General features: G+C 73.0%; 17 protein-coding genes and 1 riboswitch. Of the genes, 10 read left to right on the top strand and 7 right to left on the bottom strand.

Annotation, left to right across the window (positions count from 1 at the left end; translation table 11 throughout):
* Positions 1–15: 15 nt before the first annotated feature.
* The gene (locus tag ACFVYX_RS09500; protein ID WP_389680776.1) at positions 16–519 is read left to right on the top strand and encodes a hypothetical protein; all 504 of its coding nucleotides are present in this window, start codon (positions 16–18) and stop codon (positions 517–519) included.
* Positions 520–544: 25 nt separating this feature from the next.
* Here ACFVYX_RS09500 and ACFVYX_RS09505 read toward each other — a convergent pair whose 3' ends face one another.
* Positions 545–1,183 (bottom strand): MarR family transcriptional regulator, encoded by a 639-nt coding sequence (locus ACFVYX_RS09505; protein WP_389680777.1) that lies wholly within the window; start codon positions 1,181–1,183, stop codon positions 545–547.
* 85 nt (positions 1,184–1,268) lie between these two features.
* On the opposite strand from ACFVYX_RS09505, the gene ACFVYX_RS09510 reads away from it, so the two are divergent.
* The 4 genes from ACFVYX_RS09510 to ACFVYX_RS09525 all read left to right on the top strand — a co-directional run bounded on the left by ACFVYX_RS09510 (position 1,269) and on the right by ACFVYX_RS09525 (position 4,270).
* Positions 1,269–2,531 (top strand): MFS transporter, encoded by a 1,263-nt coding sequence (locus tag ACFVYX_RS09510; RefSeq protein ID WP_389680778.1) that lies wholly within the window; start codon positions 1,269–1,271, stop codon positions 2,529–2,531.
* A gap of 67 nt (positions 2,532–2,598) precedes the next feature.
* Positions 2,599–3,033, top strand: a complete 435-nt coding sequence (locus ACFVYX_RS09515; protein WP_389680779.1) for a hypothetical protein — start codon at positions 2,599–2,601, stop codon at positions 3,031–3,033.
* A 6-nt stretch (positions 3,034–3,039) separates the two neighbouring features.
* Positions 3,040–3,462, top strand: coding sequence for a thiol-disulfide oxidoreductase DCC family protein (locus ACFVYX_RS09520; protein WP_389680780.1), 423 nt, complete (start codon positions 3,040–3,042; stop codon positions 3,460–3,462).
* A gap of 10 nt (positions 3,463–3,472) precedes the next feature.
* Positions 3,473–4,270: a TetR family transcriptional regulator gene (locus tag ACFVYX_RS09525; RefSeq protein WP_389680781.1), complete on the top strand. Its 798-nt coding sequence runs from the start codon at positions 3,473–3,475 to the stop codon at positions 4,268–4,270.
* A gap of 9 nt (positions 4,271–4,279) precedes the next feature.
* On the opposite strand, the gene ACFVYX_RS09530 is transcribed toward ACFVYX_RS09525, so the two are convergent.
* Positions 4,280–5,617, bottom strand: coding sequence for a metallophosphoesterase (locus ACFVYX_RS09530; RefSeq protein WP_389680782.1), 1,338 nt, complete (start codon positions 5,615–5,617; stop codon positions 4,280–4,282).
* 17 nt (positions 5,618–5,634) lie between these two features.
* Positions 5,635–5,880, bottom strand: coding sequence for an SCO4848 family membrane protein (locus ACFVYX_RS09535; protein ID WP_389680783.1), 246 nt, complete (start codon positions 5,878–5,880; stop codon positions 5,635–5,637).
* Positions 5,881–5,989: 109 nt separating this feature from the next.
* On the opposite strand from ACFVYX_RS09535, the gene ACFVYX_RS09540 reads away from it, so the two are divergent.
* Positions 5,990–7,261, top strand: coding sequence for a D-alanyl-D-alanine carboxypeptidase family protein (locus ACFVYX_RS09540; RefSeq protein ID WP_389680784.1), 1,272 nt, complete (start codon positions 5,990–5,992; stop codon positions 7,259–7,261).
* On the opposite strand, the gene ACFVYX_RS09545 is transcribed toward ACFVYX_RS09540, so the two are convergent.
* Positions 7,185–8,096 (bottom strand): YihY/virulence factor BrkB family protein, encoded by a 912-nt coding sequence (locus ACFVYX_RS09545; protein WP_389680785.1) that lies wholly within the window; start codon positions 8,094–8,096, stop codon positions 7,185–7,187. The two genes, ACFVYX_RS09540 and ACFVYX_RS09545, sit on opposite strands and share 77 nt — an antisense overlap.
* A gap of 127 nt (positions 8,097–8,223) precedes the next feature.
* Here ACFVYX_RS09545 and ACFVYX_RS09550 point away from each other — a divergent pair, with 127 nt between their 5' ends.
* Together ACFVYX_RS09550 and ACFVYX_RS09555 are read left to right on the top strand one after the other, a co-directional pair.
* On the top strand, positions 8,224–9,612 hold the full coding sequence (locus ACFVYX_RS09550) for an FAD-binding protein (protein ID WP_389680786.1): 1,389 nt from the start codon (positions 8,224–8,226) through the stop codon (positions 9,610–9,612).
* Positions 9,609–10,364 (top strand): decaprenylphospho-beta-D-erythro-pentofuranosid-2-ulose 2-reductase, encoded by a 756-nt coding sequence (locus ACFVYX_RS09555; RefSeq protein WP_389680787.1) that lies wholly within the window; start codon positions 9,609–9,611, stop codon positions 10,362–10,364. The genes ACFVYX_RS09550 and ACFVYX_RS09555 overlap by 4 nt, the downstream gene beginning before the upstream one ends.
* Before the next feature lie 45 nt (positions 10,365–10,409).
* Here ACFVYX_RS09555 and ACFVYX_RS09560 read toward each other — a convergent pair whose 3' ends face one another.
* Both ACFVYX_RS09560 and trpS read right to left on the bottom strand, forming a co-directional pair.
* On the bottom strand, positions 10,410–11,006 hold the full coding sequence (locus ACFVYX_RS09560; protein WP_389680788.1) for a 2'-5' RNA ligase family protein: 597 nt from the start codon (positions 11,004–11,006) through the stop codon (positions 10,410–10,412).
* A 159-nt stretch (positions 11,007–11,165) separates the two neighbouring features.
* The gene (gene trpS / locus ACFVYX_RS09565) at positions 11,166–12,176 is read right to left on the bottom strand and encodes a tryptophan--tRNA ligase (protein ID WP_389681116.1); all 1,011 of its coding nucleotides are present in this window, start codon (positions 12,174–12,176) and stop codon (positions 11,166–11,168) included.
* Positions 12,177–12,289: 113 nt separating this feature from the next.
* Between trpS and ACFVYX_RS09570 the strand changes: the two genes are divergently transcribed.
* Both ACFVYX_RS09570 and ACFVYX_RS09575 read left to right on the top strand, forming a co-directional pair.
* Positions 12,290–12,886, top strand: a complete 597-nt coding sequence (locus ACFVYX_RS09570) for an RNA polymerase sigma factor (protein WP_389680789.1) — start codon at positions 12,290–12,292, stop codon at positions 12,884–12,886.
* Entirely contained in the window at positions 12,879–13,694 is an 816-nt protein-coding gene (locus tag ACFVYX_RS09575; RefSeq protein WP_389680790.1) for a hypothetical protein, read from the top strand. The genes ACFVYX_RS09570 and ACFVYX_RS09575 overlap by 8 nt, the downstream gene beginning before the upstream one ends.
* A gap of 182 nt (positions 13,695–13,876) precedes the next feature.
* Here the strand turns inward: ACFVYX_RS09575 and glyA are convergent, their stop codons facing one another.
* Positions 13,877–15,154 (bottom strand): serine hydroxymethyltransferase, encoded by a 1,278-nt coding sequence (gene glyA / locus ACFVYX_RS09580; protein ID WP_389680791.1) that lies wholly within the window; start codon positions 15,152–15,154, stop codon positions 13,877–13,879.
* 74 nt (positions 15,155–15,228) lie between these two features.
* Positions 15,229–15,319, bottom strand: a riboswitch (ZMP/ZTP riboswitch).
* Between the last annotated feature and the right edge of the window lie 105 nt (positions 15,320–15,424).

Raw genomic sequence — 15,424 nt, forward strand, 5'->3', positions numbered from 1 at the left:
GAGGACGGGGAACCGATGAGCGAGCCGAACCCTTACAAGTCGGACGACTACGAGTGGGGGCCGGGCCAGCAGGCCGGGACGCCGGGGTACGGGTACCCGCAGAGTCCGTCGTACCAGCCGACGCTCCCCGAGGGGGTGCCGGTGCCGCAGGCGTATCCGGCACCGCCGCAGGTCGGGGGGCCGCTGCTCGTCCTCGGTGACATCACCGTCGTCGGCGACCAGATCATCACGCCGGCCGGGCCCATGCCCCTGAAGGGCGCCGTCTGGAACGCGATGGACATGACGCGGAACGAGGAGAAGATCTCCACGACCGGGATCGTGCTCGCGTGTGTCTTCGTCGCGTTCTGCGGTCTCGGCCTGCTGTTCCTGCTGATGAAGGAGCAGCGCACCACCGGTTTCGTGCAGGTCACCGTGACCAGCGGGGGCAAGTACCACTCGGCGATGATTCCCGCCATGCGGCCGGACACCATTCACTGGGTGATGGGGCAGCTCAACTACGCGCGGTCGCTCAGCATCTGAGTCGCCGGACCCGTTGTGCGCGGGCTCAGCCGTGCCAGGGGCGGCCGGCGGGCTCCGTCGACTCGGCCTCGACCATGACCCGGCGCAGCATGTCGTTGAGGAGGGCCCGCTCCTCGGGGGCGAGGACGCCGAGCAGCCGGTACTCCTCGTGGCCGAGGACGTCCATCGCGCCGAGCCAGGTCTCGCGGCCGGCGGCGGTGAGCTCGACGACGACCCGGCGCCGGTCGGTCGTGGACTGGGTACGGCGGACGAAGCCGCGCTTCTCCAGGGCGTCGAGGCGGCCCGAGACGGAGGCGGGGGCCAGGTCGAGGTCCTGGGCGAGCTCGGAGGGGGCGGCGCTGCCGCCACGCCCGGCGATCTTGTGGAGCGTGTCGAACTCGTGGCGCTCCAGGTCGAAGTCGACGAGGGACTGCTCCCTGACGCGCCGGAGGTGGACGGAGAGCTTCTTCATCCGGGTGACGGCGCCTTCGACGACGGGGTCGAGGGCGGGCAGGACGGGCTGCCAGCGGGCGACGTGCCCGTCGGTCCAGTCGCGCGCCTCGCTCGGGGCGCCCGGTTCGCTCGGGGTCCGTGTCTCGCTCGGGGTGCCCGGTTCGCTCGGGGTCCGTGTCTCGCTCGGGGTGCGCGGTTCGCTCGGAGTACGCGGTTCCTCGGGGTGCTCCATGGGGTGATCGTACGTCGGCGGGGGGAGAAACTCCCGAGAAGTAATTCGTTGACGAATTATTCGATATCGAAATAGTCTCCGGCTCATGATCGCTGCCACCACCCCGGCGACCCCGCCCGCCCCGCACCCCCTGCGCACCCGCTCCTTCCGGCTGCTCTTCGCCGGCCGCACCCTCTCCCTCCTGGGGGACGCCGCCATCCCGGCCGCCCTCGCCCTCGCCGTTCTCGAAGCCACCGGCTCCACCTCGGCACTCGCCCTGGTCCTCGCCTGCGCGATGGTCCCCAAGCTGCTCCTGCTGCCCTTCGGCGGGGTCGCGGGCGACCGCTTCGACGCCCGCACGGTCGCGCTCACCACGGATCTCGTACGGTGTGCCACCCAGCTCCTCGTCGGCGCCCAGCTCCTCGGCGGCGCCCCGAGCCTCGCCGTCCTCGCGGTGGCCGAGGCCCTCGGCGGAGCGGCCGGGGCCTTCGCGATGCCGACGATGTCACCCCTGGTCAAGGGCACGGTGCCGACCGGGTCCCTGCACCGGGCCAACGCGGCGATGGGGGTCGCCCAGAGCGCCACCAGGCTCGGCGGACCGGCGCTCGCGGGCGCCCTCGTCCTGACCGTCGGGCCCGGCTGGGCCTTCGTCCTGGACGCGGCCACCTTCGCCCTCAGCGCGCTGCTCCTGACGGCCGTACGCGTGGAGCGCGTACCGGTCCCGCGCCGCTCGTTCCGCGCGGATCTGGTGGAGGGCTGGCAGGAGGTCCGCTCCCGGGACTGGTACTGGACCAGCCTGATCGGCCACAGCGCCTGGAACGGCGCCGCGGCCGTCCTCATGACCCTCGGGCCCGCCGTCGCCGTGCAGCGGCTCGGGGGCGGCGCCACCTGGGTCGCCCTGCTCCAGGTCGGGGCCGTGGGCTTCCTGCTCGGCGCACTCCTCGCCGGCCGGGCCCGGCCCCGGCGCCCCGTCCTGACCGCGAACCTGGGGCTCGCCACGTACGCCCTGCCCCTGGTCCTCCTCGCGGTCGCCGCGCCCGCGCCGCTGACGATCGCCGCCTACGGCCTCGCACAGGCGGGGCTCGGCTTCCTCTCCCCCGTGTGGCAGACCGCAGTCCAGCGGGCGGTGCCCGCCCACGCGCTCGCCCGGGTCACCTCGTACGACTGGCTTCTCTCGCTGGCCGCGATGCCCCTGGGGTACGCCCTGGCCCCGCTCGCGGCCGCCGCCTGGGGCCCCGAAGTGCCGCTCCTCGCCGCCGCCCTGACGGTCGGCGGCTGCTGTCTGGGGACGGCGCTCGTGCCGGGGGTGCGGAGGTTCGGGGCGGGGAGCCGGGCAGGTGGCGGCGAACAGGCCTCCCCCACAACTTGAACACGTTCAAAGAGAGGTCTACAGTCAGGACTGCCAGCTTTTGAACGCGTTCAAGGGAGGGTGGGGCATGGACCTCACTGTCATCGCGTACATCGTCTACCTGCTGATCAGCGTCGCCCTGACCGTCTGGGTCGCGCGCACGCTCAGCCGCAACGGAAGGATCTTCCTCGCGGACGTCCTCCACGGGAACGAGAAGCTCGCCGAGGCGGTCAACCACCTCCTGGTGGTCGGCTTCTACCTCGTCAACTTCGGCTTCGTCGCCCTCTACCTCAGCCAGGACGAGGCCGTCCTCGACGCCCGCGCGCTCTTCGAGGCCCTCTCCGTGAAGCTCGGGGTCGTCCTGCTCGTCCTCGGCGTGATGCACCTCGGGAACGTCTACGTCCTGAACAAGATCCGCCGCCGCGGCGTCATGGAGCGCGAACAGGTCCCGCCGGTCGGCCCGCAGGGCTGGACCACCGCACCCAAGGCCGGCCCCTGGGCCCCGCCCGCACCCCAGGGCTGACCCGCCGTGCCGGCCACGACCGCGCCGACGACCCCCGTGGGACGTCTGACCGTGCTCTACGACGCCGACTGCCCGCTCTGCGTGCACCTCAGGCACTGGCTGCTGCGTCAGCGGCAGCTCGTCCCGCTCGACCTCGTACCGGCCGGGTCGCAGGAGGCGAGGCGCCGCTTCCCGGACCTCGACCACACCGCCACCCTGCGGGAGATCACCGTGGTCGGGGACCGGGGCCAGGTCTACCGGGAGACCTCCGCCTGGATCGTCTGCCTCTGGGCGCTCGCCGAGCACCGGCCCAGGGCACACTGGCTCGCCACCCCCGCCGGGCAGCCCTTCGCCCGGATGACCGTCCTCGCGGCGGCGAAGTGGCGCGAGGCCCTCAAGGGACCGGCCTGCGAGGACGGGCGCTGCGAGGTGTCCGGTCCGCCCGGCTAGGCTCGGCCCCGTGAAGGACGCGACCGAAGAGAAGAAGACCGACGGGAAGCCGGCCGCCGAGAAGCAGGACGGCGACAAGAAGGCCCCGAAGAGCGAGCAGACCCGCACCCTCATCCTCGAAACCGCGCTCCGGCTGTTCAGGGAGCGCGGTTACGACAAGACGACGATGCGGGCCATCGCTCAGGAGGCCGGGGTCTCCGTCGGCAACGCGTACTACTACTTCTCCTCCAAGGAGCACCTCGTCCAGGGCTTCTACGACCGGATCGCCCAGGAGCACCAGGCGGCCGTCGAGCCCATCCTGACCGGCGGCGAGAAGGACCTCACGGCGCGGATCCGGGGGGTCTACCTCGGCTGGCTGGACATCGCGGAGCCGTACCACGAGTTCGCGGCCCAGTTCTTCAAGAACGCCGCCGACCCGGACAGCCCGCTCAGCCCGTTCTCGCCCGAGTCGGAGGGCCCGCGCGAGGCGGCGATCGAGGTCCACCGGCGGGTCATCTCCGGCGCCTCGGTGAAGGTCGACCCGGAACTCGCCGAGGCGCTCCCCCGGTTGCTCTGGCTCCAGCAGATGGGCCTGGTGCTGTTCTGGGTGTACGACCGCTCGGAGGGCGCCGCCAACAGCCGCCGCCTGGTGGAGCGGCTCGCGCCGGTCACCGCCCGGGCTATCTCGCTCTCCCGCTTCCGCGTCCTCCGCCCGCTCGTCAAGGAGACGCACGACCTGCTCTCGGACTTCATGCCGACGGCGGCCGGGATGGCGGCCTCGGGCAAGCCCAAGAAGAGGGCCGCCCCGACGCCGCCGGAGACCCCGTGACAGGCCCGGTCACGCCTGCTTCGAGGCGAGGTGGACGACGGTGATGTCGGAGGGCGCCCCGACCCGCACCGGCGGCCCCCAGGCCCCCGCGCCCCGGGAGACGTACAGCTGGGTGTCGCCGTACCGTTCGAGCCCGGCGACCGTCGGATTCGCCAGTTCGGCGAGGTAGTTGCCGGGCCAGAGCTGGCCGCCGTGGGTGTGTCCGGAGAGCTGGAGGTCCACCCCGTGGCGTACGGCGTCGTGGACGACGATCGGCTGGTGCGCGAGGAGCACCGCGGCGCGGGCCCGGTCACGGTCGCCGAGGGCCCGTACGAAGTCCGGACCCCGGCCCTCGCTCTCCCCCGCGACGTCGTCGACGCCGGCGAGGTCGAAGCCGGCCGCGATCTCCAGGCGCTCGTTGCGCAGCGGACGAAGGCCGAGGTCGCGGACGTGGTCGACCCAGGCGTCGGCGCCCGAGAAGTACTCGTGGTTCCCGGTCACGAAGAACGAGCCGTGCCGGGCACGGAGCCGGGCGAGCGGCTCGGCGGCGGAGCCGAGGTTCTCGACGGTGCCGTCGACGAGGTCGCCGACGACCGCGATCAGGTCGGGCTGGGTGGAGTTGATCGCGTCCACGATGCGCTGGGTGTGCGCGCGGCCCAGGATCGGCCCGAGGTGGATGTCGGACACGACGGCGATCCGGTAACCGTGCGCGGCACGCGGCACCTTGGCGAGCGGGACGGTGACCCGCTTGATCCGGGGGCCGCGCAGCACGCCGTAGGTGCCGTAGCCCACGGTCCCGGCGGCGACGGCGGCAGCGGCGCCACCGACGGCCCGGGAGACGAACAGCCGGCGGGAGACCTCGGCGGGGGCACCGGACTCGGACGCGGCGGCGGTCACCGGGGCGGCCGGATCCGCCGGCCCGGCGGGACCTCGCGTCACTCCGGGCTCCTCCGCTCCGGCGGGCGTCCCCGCGGCGGACACGGGCTCCCGGGCCGGTACGGGTACGGCCGTCGGCGCGGCGGCCGTACCCGGTACCGCGGCCTTCGCGTCCCGGCGGGCGAGCCAGGCGCGCAGGACGGGACGGACGGCCTCACCGACGACCAGGGCCAGCGTCACGTACAGGAGCAGGGCGAGCCACAGGAAGCCGGGCCAGGCGACCAGCTGCTGGAGTGCGAAGGGGGCTCCGGCGCGCGAGGAGCCGAGGGCCGCGAACGAGAGCAGGGGCAGCACCACGAGAACGGCCGTGCCCAGGCGGCGCGGCAGACTCCCGCGCGTCGTGACGTCGCGCACGAGGCGCCGCCACACGTACCAGTGGACCGCGCCGAGCAGCGCGAGGACCACGATCAGGACCAGCAGGAAGACGACCACGCCTCGAAACCCCTCTTCTAACCGTTCGTGCGGCGCGCGGCGCGCACCCCACGCAACCCGAGCACTCCGATCACCGTCCCCAGGACAAAGGACGTGACGGCAAGCACGAGATGAACCCAGAAGTAGGCCGTCGGGTCGCCCGCGTCGTCGAAGGCGAGGCCGCTCCCGTCGTTCCAGAGGTTCTTGACGAAGGTGATCCAGATGAACCAGCTCCACACCCCGAACGCGAGCAGGAACCAGGAGACGCGGCGGCTGAGCTTCATGCCCCCAGTATCACCGCGTGCCTCACCGGCCCCGCGTCCGGGTGGACGGGCGGGGGCGAAGCGCCAGCCGGGGTTCGGATCCTTCTTCCGTACCTGTACGTTCACGACCGTGTCTGCTTCGAAGAGAACCGCTTGGGCGGTCGCCGCTGCCGTGCTGCTGTCGCTCGTCACCACCGTGCCCGCCCATGCGGACCCGAAGGACAAGACGGACAAGCAACCCAAGCCGCCCGCTTCCATGTCCTCGCTCGGCGGACCCCTGCTCGGTGTCCCCGGCACCCAGGTGAAGCTGGGCCCCGGCGCCCCGGTCCTGCCGAAGGAACTCTCCGGCCGCTCCTGGATCGTGGCGGACGCGGAGACCGGCGACGTCCTCGCCGCGCACAACGCGCACTGGCCCCTCGCCCCGGCCTCCACGCTCAAGATGCTCTTCGCGGACACACTGCTGCCGAAGTTCCCCAAGACGCAGAACCACCTGGTGACCACCGCCGACCTGGCCGGGATAGGAACGGGCTCCAGCCTCGTCGGCATCAAGGAGAAGCAGACCTACAGCGTCCACGACCTCTGGCTCGGCGTCTTCCTCCGCTCGGGCAACGACGCCGTGCACGTCCTGACGAACATGAACAACGGCCTCCGCCAGACCGTGCAGGACATGAACGACCGCGCCGCCGAGCTCCAGGCACTCGACACCCACGTGGTCTCCCCGGACGGTTACGACGCCCCCGGCCAGGTCTCCTCGGCGTACGACCTGACACTCATCGCCCGCAGCGGCATGCAGAACGAGGACTTCCGCGCGTACGCCGCCACGCCCCGGGCCACGTTCCCCGGCGAGCTGAAGCCGGGCGGGAAGAAGCGCGAGTCCTTCGAGATCCAGAACACCAACCGGCTTCTCACCGGTGACTTCGGCGTCGCCCCCTACCAGGGCATCGCCGGGGTCAAGAACGGCAACACCACGCACGCGGGTGCCACCTTCACGGGAGTCGCGGAGCGGAACGGCAAGGTGCTGCTCGTGACCGTGATGAACCCGTCGTCGAAGGAGCAGCACGCGGTCTACCGCGAGACCGCCCGGCTGCTCGACTGGGGCTTCGCCGCCGCGGGGAAGGTCACGCCGGTCGGCGAACTGGTGCCGCCGCGTTCCGCCCGTACGGGAACCACCGCCCCCGTCGACGGTTCGGCCCCGGCTGCTCCCGGGAAGACCGCCCCGGCCGGCACCGTCCAGGCGGCCGCCACGGAGAGGTCCGGCGGCATCGGGATGGCGCTCGCCGTGGCGGGCGGAGCGCTCCTGCTCCTCGCCGGTGCCGTCTTCCTGGTCAACCGTCGCTGGCCGCTGACCGCGTCGGCGGGACGTCGCCGCCGCTCTCCGCAGGATCCCGACGTGAATCCGTAGCGGTCCAGGCGGCGCAGAACAGCAGCAGCTTCGCGGTGAAGTTGATCCAGAGCAGCAGGGCGACCGGAACGCCGAACGCCCCGTACATCGACTTCGCCGCGACGCCCCGCATATAGCCGCCGAGCAGCAGCTTGAGCAGTTCAAAGCCGACCGCCCCCATCAGCGCGGCCACCACGAGCGCGCGGCGGGGCGGCTGTACGCCGGGCAGCAGCGTCAGCACGTACAGCAGGATCAGGAAGTCGGCGACGACGGCGACCAGGACGGCGGCCCCCTGGAGGAGGACGCCGCCCGCCCCCTCGCCGGAGACGCCGAGCCGGTCGGCGCTCCAGCCGACGGCGGTGGAGCCGAGCCAGGACGCGGCGAGCGAGCCGAGGGCGACACCGCCGAGGCCGACGAGGACGAGCGCGTCCTTGCCCTTGAGTACGAACGGATTGCCCTCGTCCACGTCGTCGAGCTTCCACACCGCGCGCAGACAGTCCCGCATGGAGCCGACCCAGCCGATGCCGGTGACGAGCAGGAGGGCGCCGGCGACGAGTCCGACGGTGCCGGCGTTGGCGACCAGGCTCCCGATGTCGAGCTGGTCGGAGATGCCGGGGACCTGGTCGCCGATCTTCTCCTCGATGCGGCCGAGCTGTTCGTCGGAGAGGAGGGCGGCGCCGATCGCTGCGGCCACGGTGATCAGCGGGAAGAGGGCCAGGAAGGAGAGGAACGTGATCGCGGCGGCGAGCCGGCTCCAGTGGACGTCGTCGAGGGTCTCGTAGGCACGCCAGGCATGGGTCTTCATGAGGCGGGCCACCCAGGGGCCGATGACGGGGAGCTTGGTCAGCCAGTCCATGCCGTATCCCTACCCTCGATCCGCGCGCCGGTCCGGGACGCTTTCCCGAAAGTCCGCTCATCACCCATTTCGACGAACCGCCATGCAATACCGGCATAAGCCACAGAGGCGGCTATACGGTCCCTTCATGGCTGTCGAGACCCACGTCCTTGACGACGACTGCGTGACGCTCAGCGGCTGGGGGCGCACCGCCCCGTCCCTCGCGCGCGTGTACCGGCCGCGCGGTCACGCCGAAGCGGCCGACGCCGTCCGCGCCTGCGGTCCCCGCGGCGTGATCGCCCGCGGCCTCGGCCGCGCTCACGGGGACGCCGCCCAGAACGCGGGCGGCACCGTCCTCGACATGACGGGCCTCGACCGGATCCTCGCCGTCGACACCACCGCCGGTCTCGTCGACTGCGAGGCGGGGGTCACGCTGCACCGGCTGACGGAGGCGCTGCTGCCGCTCGGCTGGTTCGTCCCGGTCACCCCCGGCACCCGGTACGCCACCGTCGGCGGCGCCGTCGCCGCCGACGCGCACGGCGCGAACCAGCACGTCTCCGGCTCCTTCGGCCGGCACGTGACCGCGCTCCGGCTCCTCACCGCCGACGGCGAGATCAGGACGGTGCTGCCCGGTACCCCGCTCTTCGACGCCACGACCGGGGGCCTGGGCCTGACCGGCGTGATCCTCTCCGCCACCCTGCGGCTGCTGCCCGTCGAGACCTCCCTCGTGTCCGTGGACACCGAACGCGCCCGCGACCTCGACGACCTGATGGACCGGCTCACCGCCACCGGCCACCGCCACCGGTACTCCGTCGCCCTGATCGACCTGCGCGCCCGGGGCGCCGCCACCGGCCGCGCCGTCCTCACCCGCGGCGACCACGCCCCGTACGACGCGCTGCCCCGCCGCCACCGGGCCCGCCGCGCGCCGCTCGCCTTCCGGCCGGCACGGCTGCCCGCCCCGCCGCCGTACGTCCCCGGCGCGCTGCTCGGCCGTACCGGCGTCGGGCTCCTCAACGAGCTCCGGTACCGCGCGGCCGCCCGCGAGAGCACCGGCCACCTCCGGTCGCTCGACGGCTTCCTCCACCCCCTCGACGGCATCCCGCACTGGAACCGGCTCTACGGGCGCGAGGGCTTCGTCCCGTACCGCTTCGTCGTCCCGTACGGGCAGGAGGAGGTCCTGCGCCGGGTGGTGCGGCGGATCGCGGACCGCCGTCTGCCCGCCTTCCGCGCCACCCTCCAGCACTTCGGCGCGGGCGGCCCCGGCCCGCTCTCCTTCGCGCTGCCCGGCTGGACCCTCGCCCTCGGCCTGCCGACCGGTCTGCCGGGGCTCGGGGCCTTCCTCGACACGCTCGACGAGGAGGTCGCGGGTGCGGGCGGGCGGGTCTGCCTCGCCGAGGACTCCCGCGTACGGCCGGAGACGCTGACCGCGATGTACCCGCGGCTCGACGAGTTCCGGGCGCTGCGCGCGGCACTCGATCCCCGGTCCCTCTTCACCTCGGACCTCTCCCGCCGCCTCGGTATCCAGGAGCTCCCATGAAGGACGCGTTCGGCGCCCCCCAGTCCCTGCTCGTCCTCGGCGGCACCTCCGAGATCGGGCTCGCCACGGCCCGCCGGCTGATCGCACGGCGCACCCGTACCGTGTGGCTCGCCGGACGCCCCTCCCCCGCCCTCGCCGCCGCCGCGGACTCGCTGCGCGCGCTCGGCGCGGACGTGCGGACCGTCCCCTTCGACGCGCTCGACACCGAGTCCCACGAGGAACGGCTCGGAAAGATCTTCACCGAGGGGGACATCGACATGGTCCTCCTGGCCTTCGGTGTCCTCGGCGACCAGGCCCGCGACGAGTCCGACCCGGTCGCCGCCGTCCGCGTCGCCCAGACCAACTACACCGGGGCCGTCTCCGCCGGACTGGTGTGCGCGGGCGCGCTCCAGGCGCAGGGGCACGGCTCGCTCGTGGTGCTCTCCTCGGTGGCGGGCGAACGGGCCCGCCGCGCCGACTTCATCTACGGCTCCTCGAAGGCGGGGCTCGACGCCTTCGCGCAGGGCCTCGGGGACGCGCTGCACGGCACCGGCGTGCACGTCATGGTCGTACGGCCCGGATTCGTGCGCTCGAAGATGACGGCGGGACTCGCGGAGGCACCGCTCGCGACCACCCCGGAGGCGGTCGCGAGCGCCGTCGAGTTGGGGCTGCGGCGCCGCTCGGAGACGGTGTGGGTGCCGGGGGCGCTGCGGATGGTGATGGCGGCGGTACGGCATGTGCCGAGGCCGCTGTTCCGGCGGCTGCCGGTGTGAGGCCGGGGCTCGGCTTCGGCCGGTGGAGGTGACGGTCCGCGCGCCTCAGCCGGTGGAGGTGACGGTCGGCGTGTCGACCGGGCTGCCGCCCTGGGCCGGGACGGCCGAGATCGGGCGGCCGCTGCCGAACTCGTAGTCGTACAGCTTCCGCCACACGCCGTCCGGGCCCTGCTCGTACAGCGCGAAGGAGCGGCAGTTCCAGGCCGCCTCGTACCCGGCGAGCTCCTCGAACGCGCGGTCCATCCCCTCCTCGGAGATGCCGTGCGCCACGGTGACGTGCGGGTGGTACGGGAACTGGAGCTCACGCACCAGGGGCCCGTTCTCGTCCCGGATCAGGCTCTGGAGCCGGTGGCAGCGGGAGACGCCGTCCCGCACCTTCACGAAGACGACGGGGGAGAGCGGCCGGAAGGTCCCGGTGCCCTTGAGACGCATCCGGAAGGGCTGGTGACCGGCGGCGACGCCGGCGAGGTGCGCCTCGATCTCCGGCAGCCGCTCCTCCGGGACCTCGGTCGGCGGGACGAGCGTGACGTGCGTGGGGATGCCGTACGCGGCAGGGTCCCCGAAGCCGGCGCGCCGCTCCTGGAGCAGGCTGCCGTAAGGCTCCGGGACCGCGATCGAAACGCCGAGCGTTACGGTCCCCACGTCGTTCTCCTCCGTCGTCCGTCGACTTGTGTGCGGTGGCTCAGCCGCCAGTGTGCGGCCTGCACCACCCTGGTGGCCAGGGTCCTCGGTCCCGGTGGCGGAGGACCGGAGGCCTCGCGCCCGGCGGGCCGAGGCCTGGTTCTCCGGCGGGCGGAGGCCTCAGTGCTTGGCGGGCAGGAAGCCGATCCGCTCGTACGTCTGCGCCAGCGTCTCCGCGGCGACCGCGCGGGCCTTCTCGGCTCCCTTGGCCAGGACAGAGTCCAGCGCTTCCGGGTCGTCCAGGTATTCCTGGGTGCGGGCCCGGAACGGAGTGACGAAGTCCACCATGACCTCGGCGAGGTCCGTCTTCAGCGCGCCGTACATCTTGCCCTCGTAGCTCTTCTCCAGGTCCGCGACGGACGTGGAGGTGAGCGTGGACATGATCGTGAGCAGGTTGGAGACGCCCGCCTTGTTCTCCGGGTCGAAGCGGATCACCGTGTCGGTGTCGGTGACGGCGCTCTTGACCTTCTTCGCGGTGACCTTCGGGTCGTCCAGGAGGTTGACGAGGCCCTTCGGCGTGGACGCCGACTTGCTCATCTTGATCGTCGGGTCCTGGAGGTCGTAGATCTTCCCGGTCTCCTTGACGATGTGCGGCTTGGGGACCGTGAAGGTGTCGCCGAACCGGCCGTTGAAGCGCTCCGCGAGGTCGCGGGTCAGCTCGATGTGCTGGCGCTGGTCCTCGCCGACCGGGACCTCGTTGGCCTGGTAGAGCAGGATGTCCGCGACCTGGAGGATCGGGTACGTGAAGAGGCCCACGGTGGCGCGGTCGGCGCCCTGCTTCGCGGACTTGTCCTTGAACTGCGTCATGCGGGAGGCCTCGCCGAAGCCGGTGAGGCAGTTCATGACCCAGCCGAGCTGCGCGTGCTCGGGGACGTGGCTCTGGATGAAGAGGGTGCAGCGGTCCGGGTCCAGGCCGGAGGCCAGCAGCTGGGCGGCGGCGAGCCGGGTGTTGGCACGGAGCTCGGCGGGGTCCTGCGGGACCGTGATGGCGTGCAGGTCGACGACCATGTAGAAGGCGTCGTGGGTCTCCTGCAGCGCGACGTACTGGCGGATCGCACCGAGGTAGTTGCCGAGGTGGAACGAGCCCGCCGTGGGCTGGATCCCGGAGAGCGCACGCGGACGAGGCAGCATGGCGGAGCCATTCCCCTGAGGGTGGTGGTGGGCGACGGGTGGGCGGTCAGAGGCCATGCACATCATTCTCTCAGGTGTGGGAACCGATCCCGGACTGCCGGTGTATCAAGAGTGTGAGGACGCGGGAGGGGGGCCTGGTCGACGACGAGGCCGCGGTGATCGCACGGGTACGCGCCGGGGAGCCGGAGGCGTACGCGGAGCTGGTCCGCGCGCACACGGCGGTCGCCCTGAGGGCGGCGGTGGCGTGCGGCGCGGGCGCGGAGGCCGAGGACGTGGTGCAGCAGGCCTTCTTCAAGGCGTACCGCTCGCTCGGGCGGTTCCAGGAGGGTGCGGCGTTCCGGCCGTGGCTGCTGCGGATCGTCGTCAATGAGACCAGGAACACAGTGCGCTCGGCGGGTCGGCAGCGTGCCGTCGCCGACCGTGAGGCGGATCTGCTCGGCGGCGAGCCGCGGATACCGGAGTCGGCGGATCCCGCTGTCGCGGCCGAGGAGCGGGAGCGGAGCCGGCGGCTCCTCGACGCCCTGGGCGGTCTCACCGAGGACCACCGGCAGGTGGTGATCCACCGCTATCTGCTCGAACTGGACGAGACGGAGACGGCCCACGCGCTCGGCTGGCCGAAGGGGACGGTGAAGTCCCGGCTGAGCCGGGCGCTGAAGAAGCTGGGGCTCGCGTTGAAGGACGGCCGGGAAGGAGGTGGGGGGCATGGCTGACGAGCGTCTGCCGGACGAACTGAGGGAGCTGGGACGGCGGCTGCGGGTGCCGGACGTGGACGGCGAGACCATGGCCGAGCGGGTGCTCGCGCAGCTCCTCGCCGAGCGGGTCCCGACGCCGGTGCCGGTCTCCGCGCCGGAGCCCTCGCCGGGCCGGCGCCGGTGGTGGGCGGCGGTGCGGGGGTGGGCGCGCGAGCGGTGGCGGGCGCTGGTGGCGGGCCTGACCGGGGTGCTGATCGTCCTGGTGCTCACCCCGCCGGTGCGGGCTGCGGTGGCGGAGTGGTTCGGCTTCGGCGGGGTCACCGTGCGGTACGACCCCGACGGGCACGGCGTCCCGGTCGGGGGCACGGTACCGGGGTGCCCTGAGCCGGTGCCCCTGGCGGAGGCCGGGCGCAGGGCGGGCTTCGAGCCGCTGATACCCCAGGCGCTCGGCGCGCCGGACGCCGTCGCGGTGACGGGGTCGGCCGCGCGGGGCCGGGCGGTGATCAGTCTGTGCTGGCGGGACGGGGAGCGGACGGTGCGGCTCGACGAGTTCCCGGCCCGCCTGGACATCGGTTTCGCCAAGCAGGTCAGCACGCGGCCGGAGTGGGTGGACCTGCCGGACGGGGCGCAGGGCTACTGGTTCGCGGCCCCGCATCTGCTGACGTTCCCGATGACGGACGGGGCGGGCGCGGCGTGGACCCACGAGGTCCGCACGGCGGGCCCCACGCTCCTCTGGACGAGGAGCGTGGGCGCGCTCACCTTCCGGCTGGAAGGCATACCGGACCGCGAGGAGGCTCGCCGGACGGCGGAGTCGACGGGCGGATAACCCGCGGAGGGGCGGACCCGGACGGGCGGGTCCGACCCGGACAGGCCGGACGGGTCCGGACGGCTCCGGAGCGGGCCGGACAGGTCCGGACGGCCCAGACAGGTCCGGAGGGCCCGGACGGGCCCGGCGGAGCCGCCGGGCAGGCTGGCAGGCTGGCAGGCGGAGTCGCCTGGCCCGGCTCGTCAGACCGGGAGGCCCGGGGCCGGGTGGGCGGCCATCAGGTCGGCGACCTCGGCGCGGACGGCGCGGAGGGCGTCCTCGTCGCCCTTGCCGGCCGCCGTGACGCCGCGGTCGATCCAGTCGGCGACCTGGACCATGTGCGCGGCGGTGAGGCCGCGGGAGGTGAGGGAGGGGGTGCCGATGCGGATGCCGGAGGGGTCGAAGGGCTTCCGGGGGTCATAGGGGACGGTGTTGTAGTTGACGACGATGCCCGCCCGGTCGAGTGCCTTCGCGGCGGTCTTGCCCGGGACCTGCTTGGGCGTCAGGTCCATCAGGATCAGGTGGTTGTCGGTGCCGCCGGAGACCAGGTCGAAGCCACGGGCGAGGAGCGCCTCGGCGAGGGCCCTGGCGTTGGCGACGACGGCGTGGGCGTACTCACGGAAGGAGGGCTGGGAGGCCTCGCGGAGGGCGACGGCGATGGCGGCGGTGGTCTGGTTGTGCGGGCCGCCCTGGAGGCCGGGGAAGACGGCCTTGTCGAGCGCCTTCGCGTGCTCCTCGCGGGACATGAGCATGGCGCCGCGCGGGCCGCGCAGGGTCTTGTGGGTGGTCGTGGAGACCACGTCCACGTGCGGGACGGGGGACGGGTGGGCGCCGCCCGCGATGAGGCCGGCGATGTGGGCGACGTCGGCGACGAGCACGGCGCCGGCCTCACGGGCGATCTCGCCGAAGGCGGTGAAGTCGATCGTGCGGGGCAGCGCGGTGCCGCCGCAGAAGATCACCTTCGGGCGCTCCTTGAGGGCCAGTTCCCGCACCTCGTCGAAGTCGATGAGGCCCGTGTCCTGGCGGACGCCGTACTGGACGCCGCGGAACCACCTGCCGGTGGCGGAGACGCCCCAGCCGTGGGTGAGGTGGCCGCCCATCGGCAGCGCCATGCCCATGACGGTGTCGCCGGGTTCGGCGAAGGCGAGGTGGACGGCGAGGTTGGCCGGGGAGCCGGAGTAGGGCTGGACGTTGGCGTGGTCGACGCCGAAGACGGCCTTGGCGCGCTCGACGGCGAGCGTCTCGACCTGGTCGATGTTCTGCTGGCCCTCGTAGTAACGGCGGCCGGGGTAGCCCTCGCTGTACTTGTTCTGGAGGACGGTGCCGGAGGCTTCGAGGACGGCGGCGGAGACGTAGTTCTCGCTGGGGATGAGACGCAGGGTCTCGGCCTGGAGGCGTTCCTCCGCCCCGACGAGGGCGGCGAGCTCGGGGTCGGCGGCGGCGAGCGCGGGATGCTGCGGGGCGTGCTGGGGAGTGCTCATGGCGGGTGTCCTCCGGGCGTCGGCGGGTCCCGGGGCACTGCGTGGAAGGCGCGGCGCCACCCGGGACTTCGGTCCCGTGACGCCCAGGCGGGCGGCGTCTCGTGTGGTCTGCCGCGCACGGCTCCCCCGGGGTCGCTTCCCCGTACGCCAGTCGCCGTGCGTGTTTTCAGGGTAGCGGGTGTCGTTGGGGGGGAGGGGGGGCCCGGGCGGGGGGCCAAAGAACCACGCCCAGGGGCGGGGCGCGGGCGGGTTGAGCGGGGGCGCCGGGCG

It is taken from the genome of Streptomyces sp. NPDC058326 (genome assembly GCF_042879855.1).
Taxonomy (GTDB): domain Bacteria; phylum Actinomycetota; class Actinomycetes; order Streptomycetales; family Streptomycetaceae; genus Streptomyces.